Origin of the sequence: Nocardiopsis alba, from assembly GCF_000710955.1 — a bacterium.
Lineage (GTDB): Bacteria > Actinomycetota > Actinomycetes > Streptosporangiales > Streptosporangiaceae > Nocardiopsis > Nocardiopsis alba.
The window spans coordinates 190,445-214,402 of sequence record NZ_BAZE01000006.1 but is presented as its reverse complement, the minus strand read 5'-3'; the positions used below and the strand labels follow the sequence as shown (position 1 = coordinate 214,402).

24 protein-coding genes, 1 other RNA gene and 1 pseudogene are annotated in these 23,958 nt (G+C 68.8%); 11 read left to right on the top strand and 15 right to left on the bottom strand.

Annotated elements, in window-relative coordinates:
• Window positions 1-141: 141 nt before the first annotated feature.
• Complete coding sequence (locus TR33_RS13375) at window positions 142-486, bottom strand: hypothetical protein (protein WP_014910924.1); 345 nt, start codon at window positions 484-486, stop codon at window positions 142-144.
• Window positions 487-665: 179 nt separating this feature from the next.
• Here TR33_RS13375 and TR33_RS13370 point away from each other — a divergent pair, with 179 nt between their 5' ends.
• Together TR33_RS13370 and TR33_RS13365 are read left to right on the top strand one after the other, a co-directional pair.
• Window positions 666-1,325 carry an ArsR/SmtB family transcription factor gene (locus tag TR33_RS13370; RefSeq protein ID WP_042283383.1) on the top strand — a complete coding sequence of 220 codons (660 nt, stop codon included), beginning with the start codon at window positions 666-668 and terminating at the stop codon, window positions 1,323-1,325.
• Between the two features lie 33 nt (window positions 1,326-1,358).
• Window positions 1,359-2,627, top strand: a complete 1,269-nt coding sequence (locus tag TR33_RS13365; protein ID WP_042283381.1) for an MFS transporter — start codon at window positions 1,359-1,361, stop codon at window positions 2,625-2,627.
• A gap of 47 nt (window positions 2,628-2,674) precedes the next feature.
• On the opposite strand, the gene TR33_RS13360 is transcribed toward TR33_RS13365, so the two are convergent.
• Together TR33_RS13360 and TR33_RS13355 are read right to left on the bottom strand one after the other, a co-directional pair.
• The gene (locus tag TR33_RS13360; protein WP_017535364.1) at window positions 2,675-3,538 is read right to left on the bottom strand and encodes a deoxyribonuclease IV; all 864 of its coding nucleotides are present in this window, start codon (window positions 3,536-3,538) and stop codon (window positions 2,675-2,677) included.
• Between the two features lie 80 nt (window positions 3,539-3,618).
• Window positions 3,619-5,016 (bottom strand): FAD-binding oxidoreductase, encoded by a 1,398-nt coding sequence (locus tag TR33_RS13355; RefSeq protein ID WP_042283380.1) that lies wholly within the window; start codon window positions 5,014-5,016, stop codon window positions 3,619-3,621.
• 62 nt (window positions 5,017-5,078) lie between these two features.
• Between TR33_RS13355 and TR33_RS13350 the strand changes: the two genes are divergently transcribed.
• The 5 genes from TR33_RS13350 to rnpB all read left to right on the top strand — a co-directional run bounded on the left by TR33_RS13350 (window position 5,079) and on the right by rnpB (window position 8,851).
• The gene (locus TR33_RS13350) at window positions 5,079-6,059 is read left to right on the top strand and encodes a helix-turn-helix transcriptional regulator (protein WP_042283547.1); all 981 of its coding nucleotides are present in this window, start codon (window positions 5,079-5,081) and stop codon (window positions 6,057-6,059) included.
• 38 nt (window positions 6,060-6,097) lie between these two features.
• The gene (locus TR33_RS13345) at window positions 6,098-6,970 is read left to right on the top strand and encodes a Nif3-like dinuclear metal center hexameric protein (protein WP_014912365.1); all 873 of its coding nucleotides are present in this window, start codon (window positions 6,098-6,100) and stop codon (window positions 6,968-6,970) included.
• A gap of 81 nt (window positions 6,971-7,051) precedes the next feature.
• A complete protein-coding gene (locus TR33_RS13340; protein WP_042283379.1) occupies window positions 7,052-7,813 on the top strand; it encodes a zinc ribbon domain-containing protein in 762 nt (253 codons plus the stop codon).
• Window positions 7,810-8,457 carry a histidine phosphatase family protein gene (locus tag TR33_RS13335; RefSeq protein WP_014912289.1) on the top strand — a complete coding sequence of 216 codons (648 nt, stop codon included), beginning with the start codon at window positions 7,810-7,812 and terminating at the stop codon, window positions 8,455-8,457. Before TR33_RS13340 ends, TR33_RS13335 begins: the two co-directional genes overlap by 4 nt.
• A gap of 10 nt (window positions 8,458-8,467) precedes the next feature.
• An RNA gene (rnpB, locus tag TR33_RS25710) (RNase P RNA component class A) lies at window positions 8,468-8,851 on the top strand.
• A gap of 71 nt (window positions 8,852-8,922) precedes the next feature.
• Here rnpB and TR33_RS13330 read toward each other — a convergent pair.
• The 9 genes from TR33_RS13330 to TR33_RS13300 form a co-directional block, all read right to left on the bottom strand.
• Entirely contained in the window at window positions 8,923-10,029 is a 1,107-nt protein-coding gene (locus TR33_RS13330) for a tyrosine-type recombinase/integrase (RefSeq protein WP_042283378.1), read from the bottom strand.
• 9 nt (window positions 10,030-10,038) lie between these two features.
• Window positions 10,039-10,215: a helix-turn-helix transcriptional regulator gene (locus TR33_RS13325; RefSeq protein WP_042283377.1), complete on the bottom strand. Its 177-nt coding sequence runs from the start codon at window positions 10,213-10,215 to the stop codon at window positions 10,039-10,041.
• Window positions 10,212-11,765 (bottom strand): replication initiator, encoded by a 1,554-nt coding sequence (locus tag TR33_RS13320; protein WP_234305839.1) that lies wholly within the window; start codon window positions 11,763-11,765, stop codon window positions 10,212-10,214. Before TR33_RS13320 ends, TR33_RS13325 begins: the two co-directional genes overlap by 4 nt.
• On the bottom strand, window positions 11,752-12,159 hold the full coding sequence (locus tag TR33_RS13315; RefSeq protein WP_042283375.1) for a DUF3307 domain-containing protein: 408 nt from the start codon (window positions 12,157-12,159) through the stop codon (window positions 11,752-11,754). The genes TR33_RS13320 and TR33_RS13315 overlap by 14 nt, the downstream gene beginning before the upstream one ends.
• A gap of 482 nt (window positions 12,160-12,641) precedes the next feature.
• On the bottom strand, window positions 12,642-12,788 hold the full coding sequence (locus TR33_RS26390; protein WP_108914139.1) for a molecular chaperone DnaJ: 147 nt from the start codon (window positions 12,786-12,788) through the stop codon (window positions 12,642-12,644).
• A gap of 12 nt (window positions 12,789-12,800) precedes the next feature.
• On the bottom strand, window positions 12,801-13,484 hold the full coding sequence (locus TR33_RS13310; RefSeq protein WP_234305838.1) for a DUF2637 domain-containing protein: 684 nt from the start codon (window positions 13,482-13,484) through the stop codon (window positions 12,801-12,803).
• Between the two features lie 144 nt (window positions 13,485-13,628).
• Window positions 13,629-13,769 carry a hypothetical protein gene (locus TR33_RS26600; protein WP_159068786.1) on the bottom strand — a complete coding sequence of 47 codons (141 nt, stop codon included), beginning with the start codon at window positions 13,767-13,769 and terminating at the stop codon, window positions 13,629-13,631.
• A complete protein-coding gene (locus tag TR33_RS13305; RefSeq protein ID WP_042283372.1) occupies window positions 13,769-15,100 on the bottom strand; it encodes an FtsK/SpoIIIE domain-containing protein in 1,332 nt (443 codons plus the stop codon). Before TR33_RS13305 ends, TR33_RS26600 begins: the two co-directional genes overlap by 1 nt.
• Window positions 15,101-15,334: 234 nt before the next feature.
• Window positions 15,335-15,667 carry an SCO3933 family regulatory protein gene (locus TR33_RS13300; RefSeq protein ID WP_042283371.1) on the bottom strand — a complete coding sequence of 111 codons (333 nt, stop codon included), beginning with the start codon at window positions 15,665-15,667 and terminating at the stop codon, window positions 15,335-15,337.
• A 175-nt stretch (window positions 15,668-15,842) separates the two neighbouring features.
• On the opposite strand from TR33_RS13300, the gene TR33_RS13295 reads away from it, so the two are divergent.
• From TR33_RS13295 to TR33_RS26030, 3 genes are all read left to right on the top strand, one after another.
• Complete coding sequence (locus TR33_RS13295; RefSeq protein WP_042283369.1) at window positions 15,843-16,589, top strand: GntR family transcriptional regulator; 747 nt, start codon at window positions 15,843-15,845, stop codon at window positions 16,587-16,589.
• Window positions 16,582-17,007: an NUDIX hydrolase gene (locus TR33_RS13290; protein WP_042283367.1), complete on the top strand. Its 426-nt coding sequence runs from the start codon at window positions 16,582-16,584 to the stop codon at window positions 17,005-17,007. Before TR33_RS13295 ends, TR33_RS13290 begins: the two co-directional genes overlap by 8 nt.
• 1,053 nt (window positions 17,008-18,060) lie before the next feature.
• The gene (locus TR33_RS26030) at window positions 18,061-18,636 is read left to right on the top strand and encodes a DUF4145 domain-containing protein (RefSeq protein WP_159068785.1); all 576 of its coding nucleotides are present in this window, start codon (window positions 18,061-18,063) and stop codon (window positions 18,634-18,636) included.
• Between the two features lie 393 nt (window positions 18,637-19,029).
• On the opposite strand, the gene TR33_RS13285 is transcribed toward TR33_RS26030, so the two are convergent.
• A complete protein-coding gene (locus tag TR33_RS13285) occupies window positions 19,030-20,004 on the bottom strand; it encodes a peptidoglycan DD-metalloendopeptidase family protein (RefSeq protein WP_042283366.1) in 975 nt (324 codons plus the stop codon).
• Window positions 20,005-20,372: 368 nt separating this feature from the next.
• Here TR33_RS13285 and TR33_RS26900 point away from each other — a divergent pair, with 368 nt between their 5' ends.
• A complete protein-coding gene (locus TR33_RS26900; protein WP_187294506.1) occupies window positions 20,373-20,522 on the top strand; it encodes a hypothetical protein in 150 nt (49 codons plus the stop codon).
• On the opposite strand, the gene TR33_RS13280 is transcribed toward TR33_RS26900, so the two are convergent.
• A complete protein-coding gene (locus tag TR33_RS13280; RefSeq protein ID WP_017535358.1) occupies window positions 20,471-22,822 on the bottom strand; it encodes a SulP family inorganic anion transporter in 2,352 nt (783 codons plus the stop codon). The genes TR33_RS26900 and TR33_RS13280 overlap by 52 nt on opposite strands.
• Window positions 22,823-23,162: 340 nt before the next feature.
• Window positions 23,163-23,958 (bottom strand): annotated as a pseudogene (locus tag TR33_RS26895) (hypothetical protein); the annotation flags it as partial.

The following is a 23,958-nucleotide window of genomic DNA, read 5'->3' as shown; positions in this document are numbered from 1 at the left end:
GTCACTGGTTAACGTCCACTCTTAGGCTGTTCGGTGCGCGGACATTCTCGCCGTACGCAGGGGTGTTGTCACCCCGGCGCGTCGCCGTTCCGCACCTCCCAGGTTCCCGCACTCGGGGGCGTGGTCGGTCCCGTGGCCGGATCAGGGGTTGCCGTTGCCGTCGAGGTAGTCGGGGGCGTAGTACTCGTCGACGGGCATGGGGCCGCGGTAGCCCTGGCACATGCACTGCCGGTAGGTGGAGTCGGCCTGTCCGGTCCAGCGGCCGGGGATGACGACCTGGGTCCGGCAGAGCTTGGTCTCCTGGTCGTGGAAGACGAGGTTGTGGCCGCAGCCGCAGATGGGCTGGGGGGTCGACGGCCCGACGGCGCGGGGGTCGGCGCGGTGCTGTTGGAGTTCCTGTCTGGCGCGACGACCTGCGGTGTGGCGACCCACGAGGTATCCGCCGACCGCGATCGCCACCCCGATGACCATGGAGAACGGATCCATCTGGTGGTACGCCCCTTCCTTCGTCGATCACGCCCTGTCCGTAGAGGGCGTCGATGTCCATTGTCACTCATGCGGGGCACGGCCCGGCGGGGGTGTCGTCGGGATGAAAGTGGGCGGGTTCTTCGGGAAATAATCGCAAAGATCTTTTTGCAAAGAACTCTTTGCGTTAATGTCGTCGCATGAGCGAGACACCCGAGGACCCGAACGAGGCCGGCCGGCGCCCCCTGGAGGTCGAGGGCGAGGCGCTGCGCGGCCTGGCCCACCCCCTGCGCGCCCGGATCCTGGACGAACTCCATATGCGCGGCCCCGCGACCGCCACCCTCTTGGGCGAACGGCTGGGGGAGAGCAGCGGCTCGACCAGCTACCACCTGCGCCAGCTCTTCCGCTACGGGTTCATCGAGAACGACCCCGAGCGTTCGGGGGGCCGTGAACGCTGGTGGCGTTTCCGCCCCGCGGGTTGGCGTATGCGCGGCGGTGAACTGCTGCGCGGCCCGTCCACCCGCGAGGCGACGGAGGGGATCCTGGCCCGCTACTACGGAGGTCGTCGGGAACGGCTCGACCGGTGGAACCGACTGGTCGATGAACGGCCGGACGATCCCGGGGTGCGGCGGTGGAGAAGGGCGGCCGGGGATTCGGTCGCCCACGTACGGATGACCCCGGAGGAGACCGAGGAGTTCGGCCGCGACCTCCAGGACTTCATCCGAGAACGACTCCGCCCCTTCCAGGGACGCACCGCCGAGGACCGCCCCGGGGCCGAACCGGTCGAGTTGCAGACCGACCTGTTCCCCAACCTCACCGGAACGGACACCGACCCCGAGGACGGGCCCTCCGCGCGGTAAGGCCCTCCACCCCCCACATCCAGGAGCCCCCCCATGGTCGCCTCACCCCCCACGACCACCCGGCCCCCACGTCTGAGCGGCGACTTCCACCGCTTCTGGGCGGCGGGGACTTTCACCAACCTGGCCGACGGCATGGCCGCCGTCGCCCTGCCTTTGATCGCCGCCACCCTCACCCAGGACCCTCTCCTGGTGTCCGGGCTGATGGTGGCCCGCTTTCTGCCCTGGCTGCTGCTCGCCCCGCTGTCCGGGGCGCTCATCGACCGTGTGCACCGGATCCGCGCGATGATCGTGTCCAACACGGTCGCCACCCTGGCCACGGTCGGCCTGCTGGTGGTCCTGGCCACCGGGAACCTGTCGATCCAGGCCCTGTACGCGACGATGTTCGTGCTGATCTGCTGCGAGACCGTCACCGACCCGGCGAGTCGGATCGCCGTGGTCTCCCTGGTCCCGGCGCGGCTGTTGGACCGGGCCAACGGCCGATCGGAGGGCGGCCGGCTGGTCGCCCAGGACTGCCTGGGCCGGCCGGTGGCCGGCTTCCTGTTCGCCGCCGGAGCCGCCGCCCCCCTCCTGGGTATCGCGGGCTCCTACGCCCTGTGCGCGCTACTGCTGTGCGCCCTGCCGCTGGTGTGGCGTCGCCCGGTCCTCGAGGAGAGCGCGTCCACCGCCCCCGAGGGGTTCGGGCGTTCCACCCGTGAGGGGTTCCGACTGGTTTTCGAGGACCGTCTCCTGCGCGGCAACATGCTCTGCAACGCGGGCCTCATGGTCGGTCTGAACATGGGCTTCGCCGTGCTGGTGCTCTACGTCCAGGAGGATCTGGGCGTTCCGCTCGCCCTCTTCGGCGTCTTCACCCTGTCGTCGGCGCTCGGCGGCGTCGTCGCCACGCTGGTGGTCGACCGGCTGATCCTCCGGCTCGGCCGGAACGCGGTCGTCTTCGGCGGCTACCTGGGGATGGCCGCCTGCTCGGTGGGCGTCGCCCTGGTGTCCGACCCCTACACGGCCTTCGTCCTCTTCACCGCGCTCGGCCTGTGCATCGTGGCCTCCAACATCGCGGCGAGCCCCTACCACCAGGTGGTGGTCCCCGACCGCGTGCGCGGCCGTGTCGCCGGTGTCTCCAGGATGATCGGCTGGGGCGTCACACCGGTGGGGGCGCTGCTCGGTGGGCTTCTGGGCCGTGTCGATCTGGCGCTGCCGTTCCTGGTCGGCGGAGCGATCGTCGTCGTCACCGCGCTGCTCGCCCGCAGGGTCGTCGCCGAGACCGCGCTGCGGGCCGATCGTGCCCTGGCCGAGACGGCCGGGCCGTGAACGGACCGGGCCCGTCGGAGCGGAGGCCTCGACGGGCCCGGCTGTCGTCAGGCCTCGGAGCGCAGACGCTTGAGGGTGGCCACGTCCTCGGCGTGCGGACCCTCCGGCCCCGGGGTCTCCAGGGTGATGGGGATCCCGGCGGTCACCGGGTGTCGGAACAGCTCGGCGAACGGTTCGGCGCCGATGTGGCCCTTGCCGATGTTCTCGTGCCGGTCCTTGTTGCTGCCGCACGGAGCCTTGGAGTCGTTACCGTGGATGAGCTTGAGCCGGTCGGCGCCCACCACCTCGCCGAAACGGTCCAGCGCCTCGCGCATGCCCTCCACGGTGGAGATGTCGTGCCCGGCCGCGAACATGTGCGCGGTGTCCAGACACACGCCCACGTTGGGGTGCCACTCCAGCGCCTCGAAGTAGGGCACCAGGTCGTCGATGGTGGCGCACAGGACCTGGCCCTGCCCGGCCATCGGCTCCAGCAGCAGCGGCGGTACGTCCTCGCCCAGCCGTTCCAGCATGGGGATCAGCCGCTCGTGGACCCGGGCCAGCCCGTCCTCGCGGGTCCCCGACACCGCCGAACCGGTGTGCATGACCACGCCCAGGGCACCGATCTCGGCGCCGCGTCGCAGCGCGTGCTCCATCGAGGTGATCGACTTGCCGGCGGTCTCCTCGCTCGGGGTGCCGGGGTTGATCAGGTAGGGCGCGTGCACGAATTTGGGCAGGTCGGCGCGTTCGCGCATCATGGCGTCCTGCGCCGGGTCGCCGCCGTTGGTCGCCCAACCCCTGGGGTTGGACACGAAGACCTGGACGGTCTCGGCGCCGATCTTCTCCGCGTAGGCCAGACCCTTGGTGGCCATACCGCCCGCGACCGGAACATGCGCTCCGACCGGGGACGAGGGTCGCTCTTCGGTGTTGTTCATCGCCCACCGACTCTAGGGGATCGTGGCGTCGCGCACGGGCCGGCCCCGATCGAGTCGTCCGGCCCGTGCGCGTGGATCCCTCAGACCGTGGGCGGGAGCGGCCGGTTCGTGTGGATCCGCCGGTGCGGGTCCATCCGGTCGCGCAGTTCCACGAGCCGTCGCAGGGTGGCGGGTTCGTACATGCTCCTCACCCGCTCGGCCTCCACCGGGCCGAAGCTCAGGTTGGACGAGGTGCCCAGGGCGTGGTCGGCGAAGAGCCCGGCGACCTCGGAGCGCAGGTCGGCCATGGCGGCGGTATCGACGCCGTCGGGGCCGGTGAAGGTGAGGGCGCTCAGGGCGTGGGAGGCGTCCCGGTGGCCGACGGCCGACGGGGTCCGGGGCGGACGCGCCATGGCCCCGCCCAGGTGGCGCAGCCAGACCACGCGCATGAACGGCCGGTCGGCGAGGACCGTCCGGAGCAGGGCGGTCAGGGCCTCGGGCCCGGGGTCGCGCACCATGAGCCCCTCGCCGCGGAACCCGGCCCGGTCGTCGTGGTCGTCGAACACGGCCCCGGAATCGGCGTAGGGGAGTTCGCGCAGGGTGTCCATGAGAACGGGCGCCGCCGAACGCAGCGGCGCCAGAAGGGCGGGGCCCCGTTCCGGAGGGCCGGACCAGGCGGCGGAGATCTGGACGATCGGCCGCCCGCGCAGGTGGTCGGGTACGCCCTCCATGTCCGGGTAGCGCAGGGCCGAGACCCCGGAGGTCATCTCCTCGGGGGTGTCGTCGGCCCAGCGTCGCCACAGGTCCAGGATGTCGGGGGTGTCGGTCGCGTCCAGGTACAGGCCGCCGCCGTACAGGCGCGCCACCGGGAACAGGTCGAACTCCACGCCGGTGACCAGACCGAACGAGGATCCTCCACCGCGCAGGGCCCAGAACGTCTCCGGTCCGGTGTGCTCGTCCACCCGCGTGTGCTCGCCGTCCGGGGTGACCAGGTCCAGGCTCCGTACGTGGTCGGCGGCGTATCCGTGGCGGCGTCCCAGCAGGCTCAGACCTCCGCCGAGAAGGTAGGAGACCACGCCCACGTCGGGCGAGCTCCCCGACAGCGGGGCCAACCCGTGGGGGGAGGCGGCCTCGATCACGTCCCGCCAGGTGGCCCCGGCCTCGACGCGCGCGGTGCGCCGTTCGGGGTCGATCCGGACCCCGGACAGACGCCGGGTGTCCACCAGGATCCCCTCGTCCATCCCGACGCCGTGGCCGTGCCCGGTGCGCTGGGCCGCCACCGGGACCCCGTGCGCGGCGGCCACCGTCACCGCCGCACGCACGTCCTCGGCCGTGGCCGCCTCCACGACGGCGTCCGGTTCGTGTCGGTCCATCAGCTGTATCCCGGTCCGGCCCTTCTCATGGCCCTCGTCCCCGGGGGTGTGCACCGGTCCGACGGTCCGCGCACGGAGCGCGCCCGCCAGGTCCTTCGCCCTCATGACCTTCGTGTTCTCGCTCATGGGTCCACCGTAGGAAGCGATGCGGTCACATCCTGGCCGCGATGACCGTCAGTATGGGAGCCATGAGCGAACGGACGGTCCGAGGCACCCTGCCCCAACGACTCCTGCGCCTGTTGTCCCTGCTCCAGGTCCGGCGCGAGTGGAGCGGGGCCGAACTCACCGAACGGCTCGGGGTCAGCGCCCGGACCCTGCGCCGCGACGTCGAACGGCTGCGCGATCTCGACTACCGGGTGGAGGGCACCCCCGGAACGGCGGGCGGCTATCGGCTGGTGTCGGGGCGCGATCTGCCGCCGTTGCTGCTGGACGACGAGGAGGCGATCGCGATCGCCCTGGCCCTGGCCACCGCCACGGAGGTCGAGGACAGCGCCCTGCGGGCCCTGGCCAAACTCGAACGGGTCCTGCCCGCGCGCCTGCGCCCGCGACTGGCCGCGGTCGCCGGCGCCGCCTCGATCGTGCCCTACCCCGACACCCCCGCCGTGGACCCCCTGGTGCTGGGCGTCCTGGCCGCCTGCCGGTACGAACGCGCGGTCACCGACTTCGTCTACCGCGACCGCTCCGGTGGTGAGAGCGAACGCCGCGTCGAACCCCACCACCTGGTCTCCCACGGCGGCCACTGGTATCTGATCGCCTACGACACCGACCGCGACGACTGGCGGACCTTCCGGCTGGACCGTCTGCGCGACCCGCGCCCCACCCACGGCCGGTTCCCCCTTCGGGAGACGCCCGAGTCCGACCCGGCGACCTTCCTCACCAGCCGGTTCGCCCAGGGCACCTACCGGTACACGGTCACGATCACCCTGGAGTTGTCCGCGGAACGGGTCCGTGAACGGCTGTACGGCCCTCTGCCCGGGCGGATCGAGGCCAGGGGGACCGACCGCTGCGAGGCCCGGATCAGCGCGGAATCCCTCGACCTGACCTGCCAGTACACGGCGGCGCTCCTGGCCCTGGGTGTCGACTCCGCCATGGAGGCCCCGCCCGAGGTCGCCGACCGTCTGGGGGCGATGGCCGCGCGTCTGGCCGACCGAACCGGCTCCGAGGGGTGAGGACGTTTTCACGCCCGGCACGGGAGAGCGTTAGTCTCGTGCCCGTGAACACCTCGACCACGCCCTCCGTCACCCTGTCCGACGTCACCGCCGCCTTCGAGGAGGTCTACCCCCTTCGGTGGGCCGCCTCCTGGGACGCGGTCGGCCTGGTCTGCGGAGACCCGGAGCAGCCGGTACGGCGGATCCTGTTCGCCGTGGACCCGGTGGACGCCGTCGTCGACGAGGCCCTGACCGGGGACGCGGACCTGATCATCACCCACCATCCGCTGATGTTGCGCGGGGTCACGAGCGTGGCCGCGAACACCCCCAAGGGACGTATCGCGCACCGACTGATCCGGGCCGGGGTGGCCCTGTACACGGCGCACACCAACGCCGACACCGCCTCCCCCGGGGTCTCGGACGCCCTGGCGCGCGCGGTCGGGCTCACCGGGCCGCTCCGCCCGCTGGACCCCGACACCACCGACCCCGACGGCGCGCGCGGCATCGGCCGGATCGGTGAGCTCGCCTCCCCGCTCACCCTGCGCGACTTCGCCGACCGGGTCGCCCGCGCCCTGCCCGCCACCGCGGCCGGTATCCGGGTGGCCGGCGACCTCGACCGTCTCGTGACCGGGGTCGCGGTCTCCGGCGGTGCAGGCGACTCCCTGCTGGAGGCGGCCCGGGCCGCGGACGTGGACGTCTACGTCACCTCCGACCTGCGGCACCACCCGGCCTCGGAGTTCGTCGAGCGTCCCGGGAGCCCCGCCCTGATCGACACCGCCCACTTCGCGAGCGAATGGCCCTGGCTGGCCGACGGGGCGCGGCACCTGTCCGAGGCTCTCGTGCGCAGGGTCGGCCCGCAGGGGGCTAACGTGGAGATCCGCGTGTCGACCACCGTGACGGATGCCTGGTCACAGACCTTCCAGCACGTGTAGTACCCGCTTCACCGACCACAACTGCACAGGGCGCGGGTGGCCCTCCCCGGCCTCCCAACCGCGATTCTCAGGAGACCCCAAGTGAAAGCCGACCCCGCCGCTCAGGCCAGACTGCTCGACCTCCAGGAGCTCGACACCCGGCTTCAGCGTCTGGACCACCGCCTCCGGAGCCTGCCGGAGATCGCCGAGGCCGCCCGGCTCAAGGAGCGCGCCGACGCCTTGGACGCCGAGCTGATCACCGCCCAGACCAAGGCCTCCGACGTCGCCCGTCACCAGCGCAAGGCCGAGAGCGACGTCGACCAGGTGCGCTCCCGCGCCGAACGCGACGTCAAGCGCATGGAGTCGGGGGCGATCACCAACGCCAAGGAGCTCCAGAACCTTCAGTCGGAGATCGAATCCCTGGGCCGCCGCCAGGCCGAACTGGAGGAGGTCGTCCTGGAGGTGATGGAGCAGGCCGAGGCGGCCGAGTCCGAGGTCGACCGCCTGACCCGGGAACGCGAGGCCGCGGTGGCCGAGGCCGCCGAGGTCACGGCGCGACGGGACACCGCCGCCGCCGAGATCCAGTGGGACCGTACCCGCCTGAACCAGGACCGGGAGCGGGTGGCCGCCGACATCCCCGAGGCCCTGCTGACGTTCTACGACAAGCTGCGTTCGCAGTACGACGGTCTGGCGGCCTCTCCGCTGCGCTACGGCCGCTGCAACGGCTGCAAGCTCGCGCTGAGCACCGTGGAGCTCAACGAGATCCGTGCCGCCGCGGCCGACGAGATCGTGCGCTGTGAGAACTGCCGCCGCATCCTGGTGCGCACCGAGGAGTCGGGGCTCAAAGAGCCGGCCGCCGAATGAGCCGGGGCTGGGGGGCTCCCGACACCGAGCCGACCCGCCTGACGCTGCTCCGCCACGGGCGGACGCCGCTGTCCGTCGAACGCCGTTTCGCCGGTCGCGGTGACATCCCGTTGACGGAGGAGGGTCACGCCCAGGCCGAGGCGGCCGCGCGCCGCCTGGCCGGGGCGGGGATCGACGCGGTGGTCTCCTCGCCGCTGCTGCGTACCCGGCAGACCGCCGGGTACGCGGCCGACCTGCTCGGTCTTCCCATCGAGGAGGACGAGGGGTTCGTGGAGACCGACTTCGGAGCGTGGGAGGGGCTCACCTTCGGCGAAGCCTCCGAACGCGATCCCGAGGCGGTGCGGCGTTGGCTGGCCGACCCGGAGACGGGCCCGCCCGGAGGGGAGTCCTTCGCCGAGGTCGCCCGCCGGGTCGGAGCGGCCCGCGACGCGCTGCTCGAACGGCACCGGGGCCGTCGGGTTCTGGTGGTGTCCCATGTGACCCCGATCAAGATCGTCGTGCAGCGGGCGCTGCTCGCCCCGATCGAGGCGCTCTACCGGATGCATCTGGACACGGCCTGCGTGACCGAGGTGGATTGTTACGCGGATGGTCCCCAGGTGGTGCGCTCTCTCAACGACACCTCCCATCTGGACCGGCTAGACTGACCTTTGAGGGGGAGTCGGCCAGACGGTCGCGGATCCGCGCTCGACGCGGGTTCGAGGAAAGTCCGGACTCCACAGGGCAGGGTGGTCGGTAACACCGACCCGGGGCGACCCGCGGGACAGTGCCACAGAAAACAGACCGCCACCGCTCGCGGTGGTAAGGGTGAAACGGTGGTGTAAGAGACCACCAGCGGCCGGAGTGATCCGGTCGGCTGGGTAAACCCCACCCGGAGCAAGGTCAAAAAGGGAACCTTCGGGTTCCCGCGCGGATGTTCGAGGGCGGCCCGCCCGAGTCCGCGGGTAGACCGCACCGAGGTCGCCGGCAACGGCGGCCCCAGATGGATGGCCGTCCGGTCCATCGGACCGACAGAATCCGGCTTATCGGCCGACTCCTCCTCTTCCACCCCTTCGACCTGCGGTGACGCGCGGGGAAGTCGGCCGTGTTTGCTCTGTGTTTGCTCCGGTGGTTCAGCCCGAGCGCAGGAGCAGGTCGATCGCTCCCCGCCCGAGTTCCTCGTGTTCGGGGAACAGATGCCCGTAGGTGTCGAAGGTCTCGGTGATCGAGGCGTGCCCCATCCGGTGCTGAATGGCCTTCGGGTTCACCCCGGCGGCGATGAGCGCCGAGGCGTAGAAGTGCCTCAGGTCGTGGAAGCGGGTGCCCTTGGGCAGTCCCGTCTTCTCCACCGCCTTGGACCAGGCAGAGTTGAACGCAGACGGCTTGGCGACGGCCTTCCACCTGTTGCTGATCAGTACCTGCCCGGGCGCCGGTTCGTAGAGTTCCATGTGCTTTCGGATCTCTTCGAGCACCAGGTCGTCAACGGGCACGATCCGCCGGGAGTACTTGGTCTTGAGCTCCACGAGTTCGCCCTTCTGCGCTTGGACTCGTACGTCCACGTGGCGTTTGGCGAAGTCGATCCGCGGAACGGCGAGCCCCAGAGCCTCACCGCGCCGAAGGCCGGCACCGGCACCGAGGAAGACCGCCACTCGGTAGCGAGGACTGATCGCGTCCGCCAGGGCGAGGACCGCATCCGCTGGAAGCGGGTCGATCACCCGGTCCCCGATCTTGGGCAGCTTGACCCGTGAGCACGGGTTGGCGGTGATGATCTCGTCGTCCACGGCGGCCTGCATGAGGATGCGCAACGTCGCGAACGCCGTGTGCACGGTACTCGCCGACAGGCCCGGGTCACCGGCCAGCCGGGCGACGAAGGACTTGGCGTCGGCACGGGTCACACCGCCGATCTCGCGTCCGCCGAACATCCCATAGACCCGGTGCCGCAGGTGTCGCTCATACGTCTCACGGGTGCCGGCACTCACGTGCACGAGTTGGGGGAGCCAACGGGTCTCGGCGTACTCCCGGACCGTTATCCGACCGGCGCGGGGGTCCACGTAGACACCCCGAAGCCGATCGGTCTCCATGACCGAGATGTGCTTTTCCGCGTCCACCTTGCGCCGGAAGAGCTGGCTGGCGCGTTCTCCGCTGGGATCCCTCCAGACGGCGAGATACCGCTTGCCCTTGCCGTGACGGGAGGTCTTGTCACCCGTACGGGTTTTCCACAGATCCTGTACATGTCCCACGGGTAGACCTCAGTCCTGTTCCAGGACCCAGGCGCGGACCTCGGTCGGTTCGTAGCGGACGTGACGGCCCACCCGGTGAGAGGGGGGACCGGTTCGCAGATAGCGCCACTGGTACAGGGTCTTGGGAGGCACCCCTAGGTAGGCGGCCGTCTCTTCGAGGGTCCACAGGCGTTCCAGCGTCTTCACCGGGACACCTCCGCAGTCTCGGTGGGGCGGCCCATCCCGGCGACCATGGAGGCCAAGGCCAGTTCTCCCTGTGTGAGGCCCTGACCGAGGTAGTGCCAGTTGGTCAGGGTCAGCGTCGAGTCCTCTGCCTCCTGGATCACGAGGGGGGTGAAGGTCTCGGTGTCCCAGGGGCGTCCGGCGGCGTAGTCGGCCCGCACCTGGCGGAGCTTACCGAGGGTGGTGGAGTAGCGGCGCGACTTGGTGGAGAAGTGGCCCCGGAAGCCGAGCATGTGCGCCCAAGTACGGAGCTTGAGGTGTTCGAGCTGGGGGTACAGGCGAGCGTTGCCCAGACGCCAGCAGGTGTAGATGAGCTTGCCCGCGTGCGGCCGTACCTGGGTCATGTCCACCTGGTCGATGTCATGGATACGCCGGTCCAGCGTGCCGGTGTCCTCAGCGGCCTTGGTCGCGTACTTGGCGATGTACCCGGCCACCGCCGTGTCCGTGAGTGCTTGGTCAGGGCCGAAGTCCTCGATGGGGCGTACGTCCACCTGGTCACCCCACGACAGCGTCCAGGAGCGGCCGTTGACCTCCGGGGAGGTGACCGAGACCGTCCGGGCGGCCGATTCCACAGCCGCGGTGAGCATGTCCATACCGACCCATACCGGAGGCGGCGGCCAGGCGTTGGGGTCCTGTGTGTAGCCGTCCAGACGGATGACCGCGTGGAAGTGCACCGCGCCCCGGGTCTGGAACTCGGCGACCTTGGCGTAGGAGATGCGCACACGCTTGGAGAAAGCGGTACGGGAGAGCCCGGCGGCCGAGGCGAGGTGGTTGCGCAGGTACAGGGTGAAGCGCCGCCACAGCTCCCCGCTGTAAGCGTGCCAGAGCACGTGTCCGACGTAGTCGTAGGCGGCAGGGTCGAGGGGCTGCCCGATGAGGGGGTCTTCGGCTCGGTGGTACTTGAAGCAGGCCGCACCGGATCGGCGCGGGTGGCAGACCCTGGTGCGGCCGTCCTTGCCCGGACCTCGGTGGACCGGACCGAAGGAGGGCGCGGTCAGGGTGACGAAGGCGCGGGGATGGAGCCCCACGGAGGTGGGGACACCCTTGTCTCCGCCGACGAGTCCGGCCTTGATCAGGTGGTAGGTGTCCGCGCGGTATTCCTCAGAGCAGGAGGGGCAGCGGGAGGCACGGCGGTTCTTGCACCGCATGAGCAGTTCGTTGCCCGGTTCTGTGGCGGTGGAGTAGTGCGAGAGCAGTTCCCCGGTGGAGGCGTCCACACGGGTGGTCTCGCCGGTCAGGCGGACGGGGCAGGAGCAGCCGCGCAGGGCACGGGCGCGGGCGATCCACCGGTCAAGGTGGTTCTCGTCCATGGCGGTGATACGGGCCAGTGTGGGGCCGATGAGTCCGCCGATGTGTTCGGGTTCGGGCATGGCGAAGCAGACCTTTCGTGGATAGGTGAGGCCCCGGTGCGGTGGGTGTTGTGGAAGCAGCACCGACACCAGGGCCGCGAAGGAGTTCAGGGGGTCAGCGGTGACCAGGCCACCGTCGTGATGGGACAGCTCATGACCGGTCATCACCGGAGGTGACCACGAGCGCGGCGGCGAACAATGCGGCGTGGTGCATGGCCTGGTCAACGTGTGGGGCGCCTCCGGCCTCGTAGAAGGCCGCCGAGCCAGTACGGGTCATCCACCAGCGCACCGGCCAGCGGCGGTCGATCACCGAATGCGTCACCCAGGACACAGCCATCCCAGCGGCCAGGCGAACGGGGGACAGCCGAAGGCCGAGGACGTGGGAGGCCAAGCCGACGGCGGTGAGCTGGGCGAGGTGGTAGCTGGCCACGTGCGCCTGGTTGGCAGCCCAGGACTCGGGCTTGTGCTGGGCCTGGTGGTCGTTCTGGAGGAGGTAGTCACCCACGTGGTGCGCGGCCGTCATCGCGGCGAGCACGGTGGGGAAGGCGGAGGATGTCATAGGCTGATCGAGCCCCTTTCGTTCCTGGCATTCGCGTGTTGGGTTCGTTGGGTAGGTGAACCGGGATGCGGCGGGTGTGTGGAAGCAGCGCCGCATCCCGGCATTTTTTGTGTTCTAGGGCCGGTCCGGGCAGTGGAAGCACCGCTGGGGGACGGTGCCGAGCGGGCCGCTATAGCTGACCGCCGATCCGCAGTTGCGGCAGGTCTCCTCGCGCCTCATCGGACCGGCTTGCCCACGGTCAATTTGGTGTCCTCGTCCTTGGCGGACTTCTCCCAGCAGTTCACAGTGTTCTCCTTCGTTCGGTTTCGCGTGTTGGGTTGGTTGGTCAGGTGAATCGGATGGCAGGTCGGCTGGTGTGTGGAAGCAGTGCCGTCTGCCGGGTCAGGTCGAGGTGTGGCCTTGGCCGGAACAATCGCGGCAGGTGTCGCCCTCACTGGTGACGCCGTGTCCGTAGCAGGCCCCGCATTGGCGGCTGTCGGCAGTCATCGGGTGACCGTCCTGTCGGTGTCAGTGTCGGTGCCGTTGCAGGTGGGGCAGGCGTGGTACTTGCGGGCCAGGAGCCCCAGGCCCCACCGCTTGGTCAGGACTCGTCCCTGACCGTCGCAGTCCAGGCATTTCAGGGTGCGCATGCCGTGGTCCTTTCACTTGGTGATCTGGTCACGCAGGGTCGAGGCGACCGCTTCGGAGACGCCCAGGCGGGAGCGCAACGCGGTCACGGTGATCTCACGCCCGTGGGTGACGCGGTAGTCCTGCGCCAGCTGCGCGGCGTAGGAGGCCAGGGGGTGCCCTTGTCCCACAGCGGCCGGCACCGGTTCGGGACCTGATGTCACCGGAGCGGGAGCAGGTTCGGCAGCCGGGACGGGTGTGGTCTCGGTCTGCTGCCAGTGCACCTCGGTGACCCGCACCTCTTCCCGGTCGAGTCCGGTTGATTCAGCGGGGGCCGACTCCGACTCGTCCTGCTGGCGGGGCTGGTGTGCGGCACGGCGTTCCAGCATGGAGACCGCGACGAGGAAGGCTGCGGCCGGAACAGCGGCCATGATCCAGCCCCACACCGTGGGTTGTGCTGTGGCCAGGTTGGCGGCCAGGGTCAGCACCACCGCACCGATGAGGACCACGGTCGGCCATGTGAGCCCGTCCGAGGCACCACGGGCCGCGTCCCGCTGTCGTTCCCGTGCGGCCATCACACAGGTCAGGTCGATGGAGACCGCAATAGCCCAGGCCATCCACCCGTGCTGTCCGGACTTCTCGGCCAGGTCGCGGATGTGGGTGAAGGAGCCCGCGGCGGCGATGGTGGCCAGGACCAGGATCGGACCCCAGTCCGCCATGACAGCCCATGCCTTCTTCACCGGTCACCACCCCCTTTCGATCTCGCGGTAGTGGGTCTCGCACACCCACTCGTCAGTGCTTGTGGTCTTGGTGTAGGCGGTGTTGCAGCAGTGCGAGCACCAGTAGGAGAGCGCCACCGCCGATCACATCCACTTGCGGAACCCGTGCAGGTCCCCGTCGAAGTTGGCTTCCATGTCGGAGTAATGGGCGTTGCACACCCAGGACGACTCACCACCCGAGATCGCGCGCGTGGTCGCGGTGTTGGTGCAGAATTCGCAGGTCATCAGGCCATCTCCTCTTCCAGTCGGTTCCAGTCGACGGTGTCGGCCGGAACGGTTTCCTCCGCCCGGCCAGAGACCAACGAGTCCCAGTCCGGGGCCATGTGGGAGTACTCGGCGGCGGCCTCTTCGGCCATCTCCTCTGTGGTCAGGTCCGCGCGTGCCCGGTACCAGCGCCCGTCCGCGCCTACCGTCACGGCGACACCGGGCATCTCAGCGGGGATTTTCAGGGCGGCCGACAGCGAGTCCGGAGCCAGGTCGCCGAGCGCCATCTTGGCCGTCTCACCGTCGTTGACCCGGTGACAGATACGGCCGGTGATCTGCGCCCGCAGCGCCGTCACACCCGGCCCCAGGTCCGAGCCGACCCGCTGTCCGGCCACCACCAAGTAGAGGCCGAAGGCACGGCCGAGCTGGGCGTTGCGCAGGAGCAGCGTGGAGGTACGCGCGATCTCGTCCTTCTCGGACTTGTCCGTCATCAGGTACAGCTCAGCGACCTCATCGACCACCGTCACCACCGGAGTGGGCCGGACCTCTTCGGAGAGCTGCCAGATGTTGCGTACCCCTGCTTCCCGGCACAAGCTCATCCGGTCGGTGAGCATGGTCATCAGGTCATCGAGCAGGCCGACACATTCGGCGCGGGTCGTGGCCAGCTTCGACATGCGCCGGGTGTAGGGGGTCAGCTCCACCCCGCCCTTGAGGTCGAGACCGGCCAGCGCCACCGGTTGGGGCGCGAGCTGGTACACCAGTGCGTTGATGTCGGTGGACTTGCCCGATTGGGTCGCGCCCATGATCAGCCAGTGCGGCACCGCGCGAAAGTCGATCACCCACGGGTCACCGGTTTCCAGAACGCCCATGCGGACCTTGAGCAGCTCCCAGCCACCGCCCAGAGGTGAGGCACTGGTCACGGTGCCCAACGGATCACGACGCGAAGCGGCCAGCTCCACCCACCCGGGACCGGAAGTGCGAAGCCGAACGGAGTCCACCCGCCAAGCATGCGCGAGCCGGGTCAAGGCTTCGGCGTAGTCATCGGGGGTCTGCCCGTCGTGCAGGCGGGCACGAACCCGGAACCCGTAGGGGGTGGGGCGGAACCTGGACAGGCGCGGCTTCTTCTCCACCGTCACCCTTCGGACTCCGCCCTTGACCTTGGTCTTGCGGCGGGTGTGTGACAGTCCGCATCCCTGAGCCACGTGCTCCCAGGTCAGATGTACCCGCAGCGCGGAGCCGACCAGCCCGGGGCCGTAAGACCAGGTGGTGGGTGACCAGTGGTGCCACGCCGCGGCCGACAGCGGCACCGCAGCGGCGGCCGGAGGTACCGCCCACAGAATCTCGGGGAACATCTCAGTCCTCCATCAAGTCCGCGCAGGACGGTCCGTTGTTGCCGTAGCTGTTTCCACAAGGGCCGCCACCGGTGGGGGCTCCGCAGTTGGGGCACTCGTTGTCGTAATCAGGCATGTTCTTCTCCTCTTCTCAGGGGGTTTCGCCTTTGCCTTGGCAGCAAGGGCACAGGGTGAGTTGGTAACCGGGCATGTGTCGGACCTCCCCCGTGCCCACGCATACCGAGCAGTTGGGCATCACTCAGCGGCCTTGCGCATGTCCAGGGGAGCGACCGAGGAAGCGGTGAAGGCCACGCCGTGGCGGCCGTTGTGCTCCCACGGGATCGCGGTCAGGCCCTGCACGGTCAGCGGGGTGCCCAGGCGCGCGGTGATCGCGTTCGGGGACGGGAAGCTGATCAGCAGCGGTTCGCCGTCGTGGTCCTCAACCTGCGCCAGCACCTTGAGCTGCCAGATTGGGGAGCCGTCCGCGTTGTACTTGATCTCGCCGGTCTGACGGTCCTTGAGCTTGGGGCGCGGGGACCCGGCAGCCATGAACGCCATCCGGGACGTGTCAACGGGAATGTTTCGCACGGAATGCCTCTTAGCGGTTAGGTGTTAGGTAGATCGAGGGTTGGCCGCCTACGGCAGGCGACCTAACACGAACCTAACACATAGCGGCTAGGCGTCAAGAAGTATTGAGAAGCTACCTACTAGTAACTTCTCAGTGAACCGCTAGCCTTTAGGTGATCGGTAGAGGAAGGGATACATGCTGGAGAGGCCGAAGTCGCGCTACGAGCAGGTTGCCGAGCGCCTTCGTAACGACATCAAGCAGGGCAAGTACCCGCCTGGCGAGAGACTGCCAAGCCAGACACAGTTGGCCCGTGAGTACGGTCTGGCGCAGACTTCCATCGGTCGTGCGATCGCACGTCTCAAGAACGAAGGTCTGGTGCGAGTCGAGGACGGCAAGGGCGCCACGGTTCTTGAAGTGCCCACCGTCAAGCGTGTTCGGCGAACCCCCTACCGAGGGAAGGGTGGCAGCTTCGCCCAGGCGATGCGCGAGGCCGGTCTCGAACCGCACACACCGTTGGCTGCTGGACCAGAAGTAGTCACCCCGTCGGCAGAGGTGGCGACCTGCCTGCAAATGGGCGAGGGCCAAGTGATCCGGCGCGAGCGACACATGTTCGGATCGGGCCACCCGATGCAGATCGCCGTATCCCACATCCCGCTCAGCGCCGCCGGTTCCCTGGACATCGCCGATACCGACACCAACCCCACAGGGATGTATGAGCGGTTGGCTCAGCGCGGCCACAAGGTGACGCGCTTCCAAGAGCGCATTGAGGTCCGCCGCCCTACCGAGAAGGAAACGGTGTTCTTCGGCATCACCGACAGCACCAACGTCCTGGAAGTCGTGCGCATCGCCTACGACCAAGACGACAAGCCGGTTGATGTGACGTTCAACGTCTTTCCTGCTACCCAGTGGGCCCTGACCTACGAGTGGAACGCCCATGAGTGAACTACCGCGCCACTCGGTTAGCGTCACGGGTGTGGTCTTCAACGATGACGGCCAGGTCCTCGCGATCGAACGTGAGGATGACGGCCGATGGGTTCCCCCGGGCGGAGTCCTGGAACTCCATGAAGACCCTCGAGACGGAGTTGTCCGAGAGGTTTTCGAGGAGACCGGAGTCAAGGTCAAACCGGGCCGACTAGTGGGGATCTACAAGAACATGCCGCTCGGTGTGGTGAGCATGGCGATCACGTGCAGTGTTGAATCTGGGGAGCCCCGATCCTCGGATGAGGCAAGGGTGGCTCGCTGGATCAGTGTGGAGGAAGCCCGGGAACGGATGCCGGAAGCGAGGCTGATTCGTGTCTTGGACGCTTTGCGAGATGACGGCCCGTTCATCCGCTGCCACGACGGTACGAAACTGGTGTGAACCAGAGCAGGAGCCCGGAGGGCCTTGAAGCCTTCCGGGTTTCTTCATGCCCGGAGCCGGGTGATGAGAAGTTTCCTTACGTCTTCAAGCCCGCACCTGCGGTGCGGGAGGCCTCGGGTGGGGTCGGTGGCGTTCAGACTTTAGGCACCTCTCCGGGGCGGGTCCCTCCTGAACCACCACCAGGGGGCCGGAGGGGGAAATACGGGGTGAGGGGGCGAGCCCCCTCCCCATTGGCGGAGCAAGCGTAATGGCCCCCTGGTGGTGGTTCAGCCCACCCCGGACAGGACACCGCCCAAAGTCTGCCCACCACCTTCGGGCCGAGGGGAAGCCGCGGGAGAGGACGGGGATGGGGTGGGGAGGGGTGTGGGTCCTGGTTCCTTTGCTGGTTCGACCCGGGCGGGTCGAAGCGCCGGGCGGTGAGGCAAGCCGGGCCGGATGTGAGGGAGCGGACGCGAGAACAGGACGCGAGGGCTGGCGGGGTGTTTCAGGAGGACGGACGCGAGGACCCGGGTGTGAGGCACGCGGGTGTCGCGGAGTATGAACCACCGGGGATTCTCTCCAGCGGATCAGTGCGAGCGTTTTGATGTACCGAGCAACCAGAGTGTGCAAGCGCGGTTGCTGGACACCCTGACGGGTGTCCGGCGGTAGGCGCGCCGCGTCCGCGCTCGCCAGCGTCCCGCGCGGCGCGTCCTCGCGCGCCCCGCCGTGCTCAAGAGGTCGGGCACGGCGTTCGTCCCAGGGAGTCGAACCAAAGGCAGCAAAATTCCAGGGACCAAAGGGTGGACTGGACCGACAAGCGGTAAGGCCGGGGCTGGCGGGCTCCAGAGAACCAGGCCAGGGCAGCGGGCGCCGGGCGCAGGACACCAGTAAGCAGGGCCTCAGGGAAGCGCAGAAGACAGAGAAGAATGCGGAAGGTAGTGATTGAACGAGAAGCGATTGGCGACACAGCGCTCATTTGGTCGCATAGGGCTCTTATGGTCCCTTTCTTCGTGTGTGGACATATATCACAGCACTTGTTGTGTCTTGCCGTCTCTCTGGGTATATGATCCCCATGTGAATTGGATTGAGTTCTCTTCTTCTGTTATCGGCCACCTGATTTCATGGCCAGTTGTAGTATTTTTTATTGCCATGATATTTCGCAAGCCGATCGCAAATCTTATTGCAAACGTAAAATTTATCAAGAGCCCCATCGGGGATGCTGAATTCGGTCGTGATGTCAAAGAGTTGGAGGAGCAGCAGCGAGAGCTATCATCCGTGTCGCAGGAGAAGCATGAGTCAGATGACTCCTTCTCTTCCGCTGGCCTCTATGAAGAAGTTGCCCCGATAGCGGAGCACTCTCCTTCGGCGGCGGTAGTTGAGTCCTGGAGGCGCATCGAGCAGGCCTTGGTGGATTTGTGCAAGGCCCAGGGGATTGAAGTCGAAAATCCTCAGCGCACTTACGATGTGTTGCGCCAGTTGGGTGAGAACAACATATTTACCTATGAGCTTTCTAGGCATCTCGACAGTTTGCGCAAGACGAGAAATAGCGTCGCGCATAGTAAAGAGAAGCCCACCGCTGGCGAAGCTATGGCCTATGTTGATATTGCGAGTTCCGCCTACGCAGAAATTAAGAACTTGAGCAGGACCTAGGGTGAATTATTTGGGAGCGTTGTGGGGTGCGTGGAGGCGGCAAGCGGCGAGTGGTCAGAGTCCCAGGTCGCTGACTCATCGGACCGAGGGTCCGAGGCTGGCAGTTCACCGAGTCGCTTCCTGGCATGGTGGTATTGCTGGTGTTTGCTCTGTGCTTGCTCAGACGCCGGGGAACATCGAGGAACAGCGAGAAGCCGCGAGACCTGTCATCGCAGGTGGCGCGGCTTCTATGGGTATCGCTCGAGGTCAGTGGAACGGGTGTGATGGAATCCGGCTTATCGGCCGACTCCTCCTCTCTTCGATCCCCACCCCGCGCCGCCCGGGCCGGAAGAGGCGTACCCCTCCCGGCCCGTACGCACGGCCCCGGGTCCGGGCCGGGGCCGTGGCCGTGGGTCAGCCGACCAGGGCCCTCCAGGTGATCGCCCCGGCCTCACCGTCGACGACCAGGCGGTTGAGCCGCTGGTAGTCGCGTACGGCGGTGTTCATGACCGGTCCGAAGTTGCCGTCGACGGCCAGCCCGGCGCTGCGCTTGTTCATCGCGGTCTGAAGGGCGCGCACGTGGGAGCCGTCGCGGACCCCGCTCTTGAGTGTGTAGACCAGGTGCGGCCAGGTCTTGGGGCCGACCTGACCGTCGGCGACCAGACCCTTGCTCCGCTGGAAGGCCTTGACGGCGTTGACCGAGGTGGGACCGTAGTAGCCGTCGGCCACCAGCGAGGTGCCGCGCTGGGTCATCAGGTGCTGGATGACGGTGACCGTCGCGCCGCGGGCCTCCGGGTCGATGCTCGACCAGCCGCCGCCCAGGTCCACGCCACGGTTGCGCATGAAGGGGACCGGGTCGGTGATGCCGTTCAGACGGCCGGTGTGGGTCTCGAAGTGCAGGTGGGGGCCGGTCACGTTGCCGGTGGCGCCCATGTCGCCGATGCGCTGACCGGCGCTGACCTTGGCGTTGAGCGAGACCCGGTAGGCGCTCAGGTGACCGTAGTAGGTGTACACGTTGTTGCCGTGGGAGATGACGATGGCCTCGCCGGTCCGGCCGGGGAAACCTCCTCCCCAGGCTCGACGGATCACGGTGCCCGCGGCGGCCGCGTAGACGGCGGTGCCGGTGCTGTTGGTGATGTCCTGGCCGGCGTGGGTGCTGCCGCCTCGGGGGGCGCCGTAGTGCCCGCCGGAGGGGAAGTAGCCCAGGGCCGGGTTGCACCAGGCGGCGTTCATCGCCGAGGCGGCGTGGGCGGTGGCGTTGCCGCCCACGCCGGTCAGGGCCACGGCGGCTCCCAGACCGGTGCCGAAGAGCATGCGGCGGGGCCAGGGGGAGGAGGGCTGTTCACAGGCGCGGGGGTCGGAGACGGGCGCCGTGCAGGACTCGCACATCTTTTCTCCTGTGAAGAAATATGCCGAAGAGGGGGGACGGAGAGGATGGTTTCCTTCAATCCCCTGGAGAGTAAGGCGCGCGGTCCGTTTCGTACAGGGGTGTTCACCGCTCTTTCGGGAAAGCCTCACCAGGGTGTAAGAGGGGATCATGGGGTGGTCCGACGGATGCGGATCAGGGGGAGCCGCCGGTTCGGAATGTGCGCCGGGGACACATTCCTGAGTCGCCGTGGTGATGGTCGGCTCGCCTTGTGGGGCGGTAGATTGACCCTTGCGCTCCGTACCCCGGGAGCCCCGGAGCGCGAACGTCCGTGGGCCGAACCGGGGTGGACGGCCCGACGGACATCCGCGTTCACGGGAATGGGTGACTCTTGTTCGACTCCACCGCCTTCTGGGTGGTCCTCTTCGGCCTGCCGATCATGGCGATCGTGGCGATCATCCTGCTCGCCGCCTATCAGGCCTCAGGTGTTCAAGAGGACGGGCGCGACGACGCCCCCGACGACGATTCGGCCACCGGCTGATCCGGGCGGGGTGACGGTACCGGCTCTGGCACGTCCTGGACGTTCTGCACGGGGGTGAACTCCCCGGTCTCGGCGTCCAGGAGGTGGACCCTGGCCGTCTCCAGGTCGTAGTACATGCCCGACAGGGTGAGTTCGCCCGAGGCGACCCGTTCCCGGACGGTCGGGTATCCCATGAGGTTGCCGAGCTGCTCGATCACGTTGGCCTGGGAGAGTCGGCGCAGCGCCTCGGACTTGGGCAGGCCGTCCAGGACCCCCTGGTCCACGCCCGCCCGGTGCAGGCTTCCCTCGCCCCTGAGCAGCCAGCGGCGCAGGTGCGCGGTCTCCACGGCCTCGGGCTCCTCGTGGGCCTTGTCCAGCAGGGCCTGGAGCGCCCCGCAGTGGGAGTGGCCGCAGATCACGATCGAGGGCACCCGTAGGACGTTCACCGCGTATTCGATGGCGGCCCCGGCCGACCCGTCGGAGTCGTGGTGGGGCGGTACCAGGTTGCCGACGTTGCGCAGGGTGAACAGGTCGCCCGGCCCGCTCGCGGTGATCAGGTTGGGCACCACCCGGGAGTCGGCGCAGGTGATGAACAGCGAGGTGGGGTGCTGGCCGTTCGCCAGTCGGCTCATGAGCGAACGCATCCGGTCCGCGGTGCCCGAGTGGTATTCACGGGCGCCGGCGGTGAGCAGGCCCACCGGGTTGACCTCTCGACGGTCCCCGGCCTTCTTGCGCATCTCCCAGGGCGCCCACCAGCGGCCCTTGGGGACGGTCTTGGCCGCGGGGGCCGAACGTTCGGAGCTGCGGGCGTACCACTGTTCGTGGACCTCGTCGATGTCGACGCTGCCGCCGGTGCGCTCGTGGTCCACGCGCCACGCGTGGATGGCCTCGAAGGCGGCGTGGTCCATGAAGTCCACGTGCAGGTCGAGGTCGACCCGGGCCCCGGAGGGGATGGTGCGCAGCACGTGCGCCAGACGGGGCACCCCCAGGAAGGTGAGCGAGCCGTCCACGGAGACGTGGACCCGGCCGTCGCGCTCCTCGGTGACCACGGTGAGCCGGGTCAGTCGGCGCAGGGAGACGATCATGGCCAGGGCGAAGCCGATGAAGACCCCTTCCAGGAGTCCCAGGAGCACCACGCCGAACAGTGTCGCCAGGTAGACGCCGGCCTCGTGATGGCGGTTCAGGTCGCGCAGATGGGCCAGCGACACCATCTGGACACCGATGAACACCAGGAGCGCCGCCAGCGCGGCCATCGGGATCAATTCGACCACGTGCGCGAAGAACGCCACGAACAGCAGGATCCACACGCCGTGCAGGATCGTCGAGAGCGGGCTGCGGGCGCCGGCGCGCACGTTGGCGGTACTGCGCACGATCACACCGGCGATCGGCAGACCTCCCAGGGCACCGCTGACGGTGTTGGCGGCGCCCTGGCCGCACAGTTCCCGGTTGAGCTGGACGCGGCGGCCGCTGTGCAGGCGGTCGACCGCGATCGCGGCCAGGAGCGATTCCACGCTGGCGACCATGGCGACGGCGGCCACGGCCAGCGCGATACCGTGCCACTGGCCGGACTCGGGCAGCATCGGCCCGTTCCAGGCGTCGGCCAGGGAGGCGGGCAGGACCACCGTCTCGACCTCCCAGCGGCCCAGGGTGGCGATGGCGGTGGCGGTGCCGACCGCGACCAGCGCGGCGGGGATCATGCCGGGGCGGAACCGGCCGATGCCGGGCAGGCGGTTCCAGCCGAACATGATCGCGATGGTGATGACGCCGACGGCGACCGCCGCGGTGTGGTTGTGGGCGATCTGGTCGGGCAGGTCGGCGATGTTGGCCAGGGCCGAGCTCTGCGGTTCACCGCCCAGGACCACGTGGAGCTGGGCCAGGGCGATGGTCACGCCGACCCCCGCGAGCATGCCGTGGACCACGGCGGGCGAGACGGCGAGCGCGGCCCGGGCGATCCGGAAGGCGCCCAGGGCGAGTTGGACCAGTCCGGCCAGCAGGGTGATCAGGCAGGTGACCCGCCAGCCGTAGGTCATGATCAGGTCGGCGACGATGATGGTCAGGCCGGCGGCCGGGCCGCTGACCTGGACCACGGATCCGCCGACCAGGCCGGCGACGATGCCGCCGACGACGGCGGCGATGATCCCCGCCACCAGCGGGGCTCCTGAGGCTACGGCGATCCCCAGGGACAGGGGGACGGCGACCAGGAAGACCACGAGGGAGGCGCCGACGTCGGCGCCGATTCCCTTGCGATCCGTGTGAGGCCCGGGAAGAGGGGAGGATTCCCCTTTTCGTCCGGGCGGTGCTCCCTGGGCGTCGTTGCGCATGGTTACTCCGTTCGGGTTGGACCAGGCAGATGTACGTAGGCGCACGGGGGCGGCGGTGTCCGGCGAAGAACGCGGACACGTGACGGGAGAACTCGAAGAGTGCTCCACCTGTCACCAACTGTAGTCAATCCAGATGACTCAGCGTTACTGAATTTTGAGCTCTTGATTACTCTTGTCCCGACTTGATGGCTTTTGTAGGCCCACTGAGACAGAAAAAAACCGTGGTGGCGAGAGGATCTCGCCACCACGGTCGTGATGTTCATCGGCAGGTCGGAGCCTCGACGGCCGCCGGCGCCCGATCACCGTGTGTCATGGGTCTCCATCACGGGGCCCGGTCCGGTCAGTGGAAACGCCCGTTGTCGTAACCGCCCTCGTAGTACGGCGGCTCGTGGCCGGGGAGAGGGTCGCGACCGTAGGGATCGCGCCCGTCCCGGGAGTCGGGCGCGCCGTGGCGCGGGCCCCCGGGGGAGGGGGGCTCCTCCATGGGCGGGTACGCGTTCGGTCGGGGGAAGCCGCCGCCCATCGGATCCGGCGTACCGCCCGGGGCGGGGGCCTGCGGGATCGGGCCACCGGGAACGCCCGGAAGGCCCGGGCCGCCGAACTCCTGCGGGCCGTCCCGGAAGGGCGGGGAGGAGAAGGGCGACTCGGGGCCGGGCACGCCCGGACGGGGCAGGGAGCCCCCGTCGGCGGGACCGAACCGGTGGGCGCCGGAGGGGTCCCCTCCCTCACCCGGGTATCCGAACCCCTCGACGGGCGAGGACGAGGCGGGCGTCCCGGGGCCGAAGGGCGTCATGGGGCCGGAGGGCCCCCGCCCACCGGCGTCGTGACCGGGGCGTCCCGGAACGCCGTACGATCCCGACCCCTCGGGACGCTCCCAGAGCGGGGCCGTGCCGGGCGCTCCGGGGATCCCGGGCGCACCGGGGGAGCCCGGCAGGCCCGGAGCGCCGAACGGGTCGGAGGCGCCGGAAAGCCCGGGAGAGCCGGGGAGCGGTCCCGGGTCCGGGCGGCGATGCGTGCCGGTGTCGTGTTCGGGACGCCCATAGGGGGCGGCGCCGTACCCGGAGCGGTCGAAGGAGCCCGTGTCATAGGCGGGACGGTGGTGGGCGCCGGTGTCGTGTTCGGGGCGTCCGAAGGAT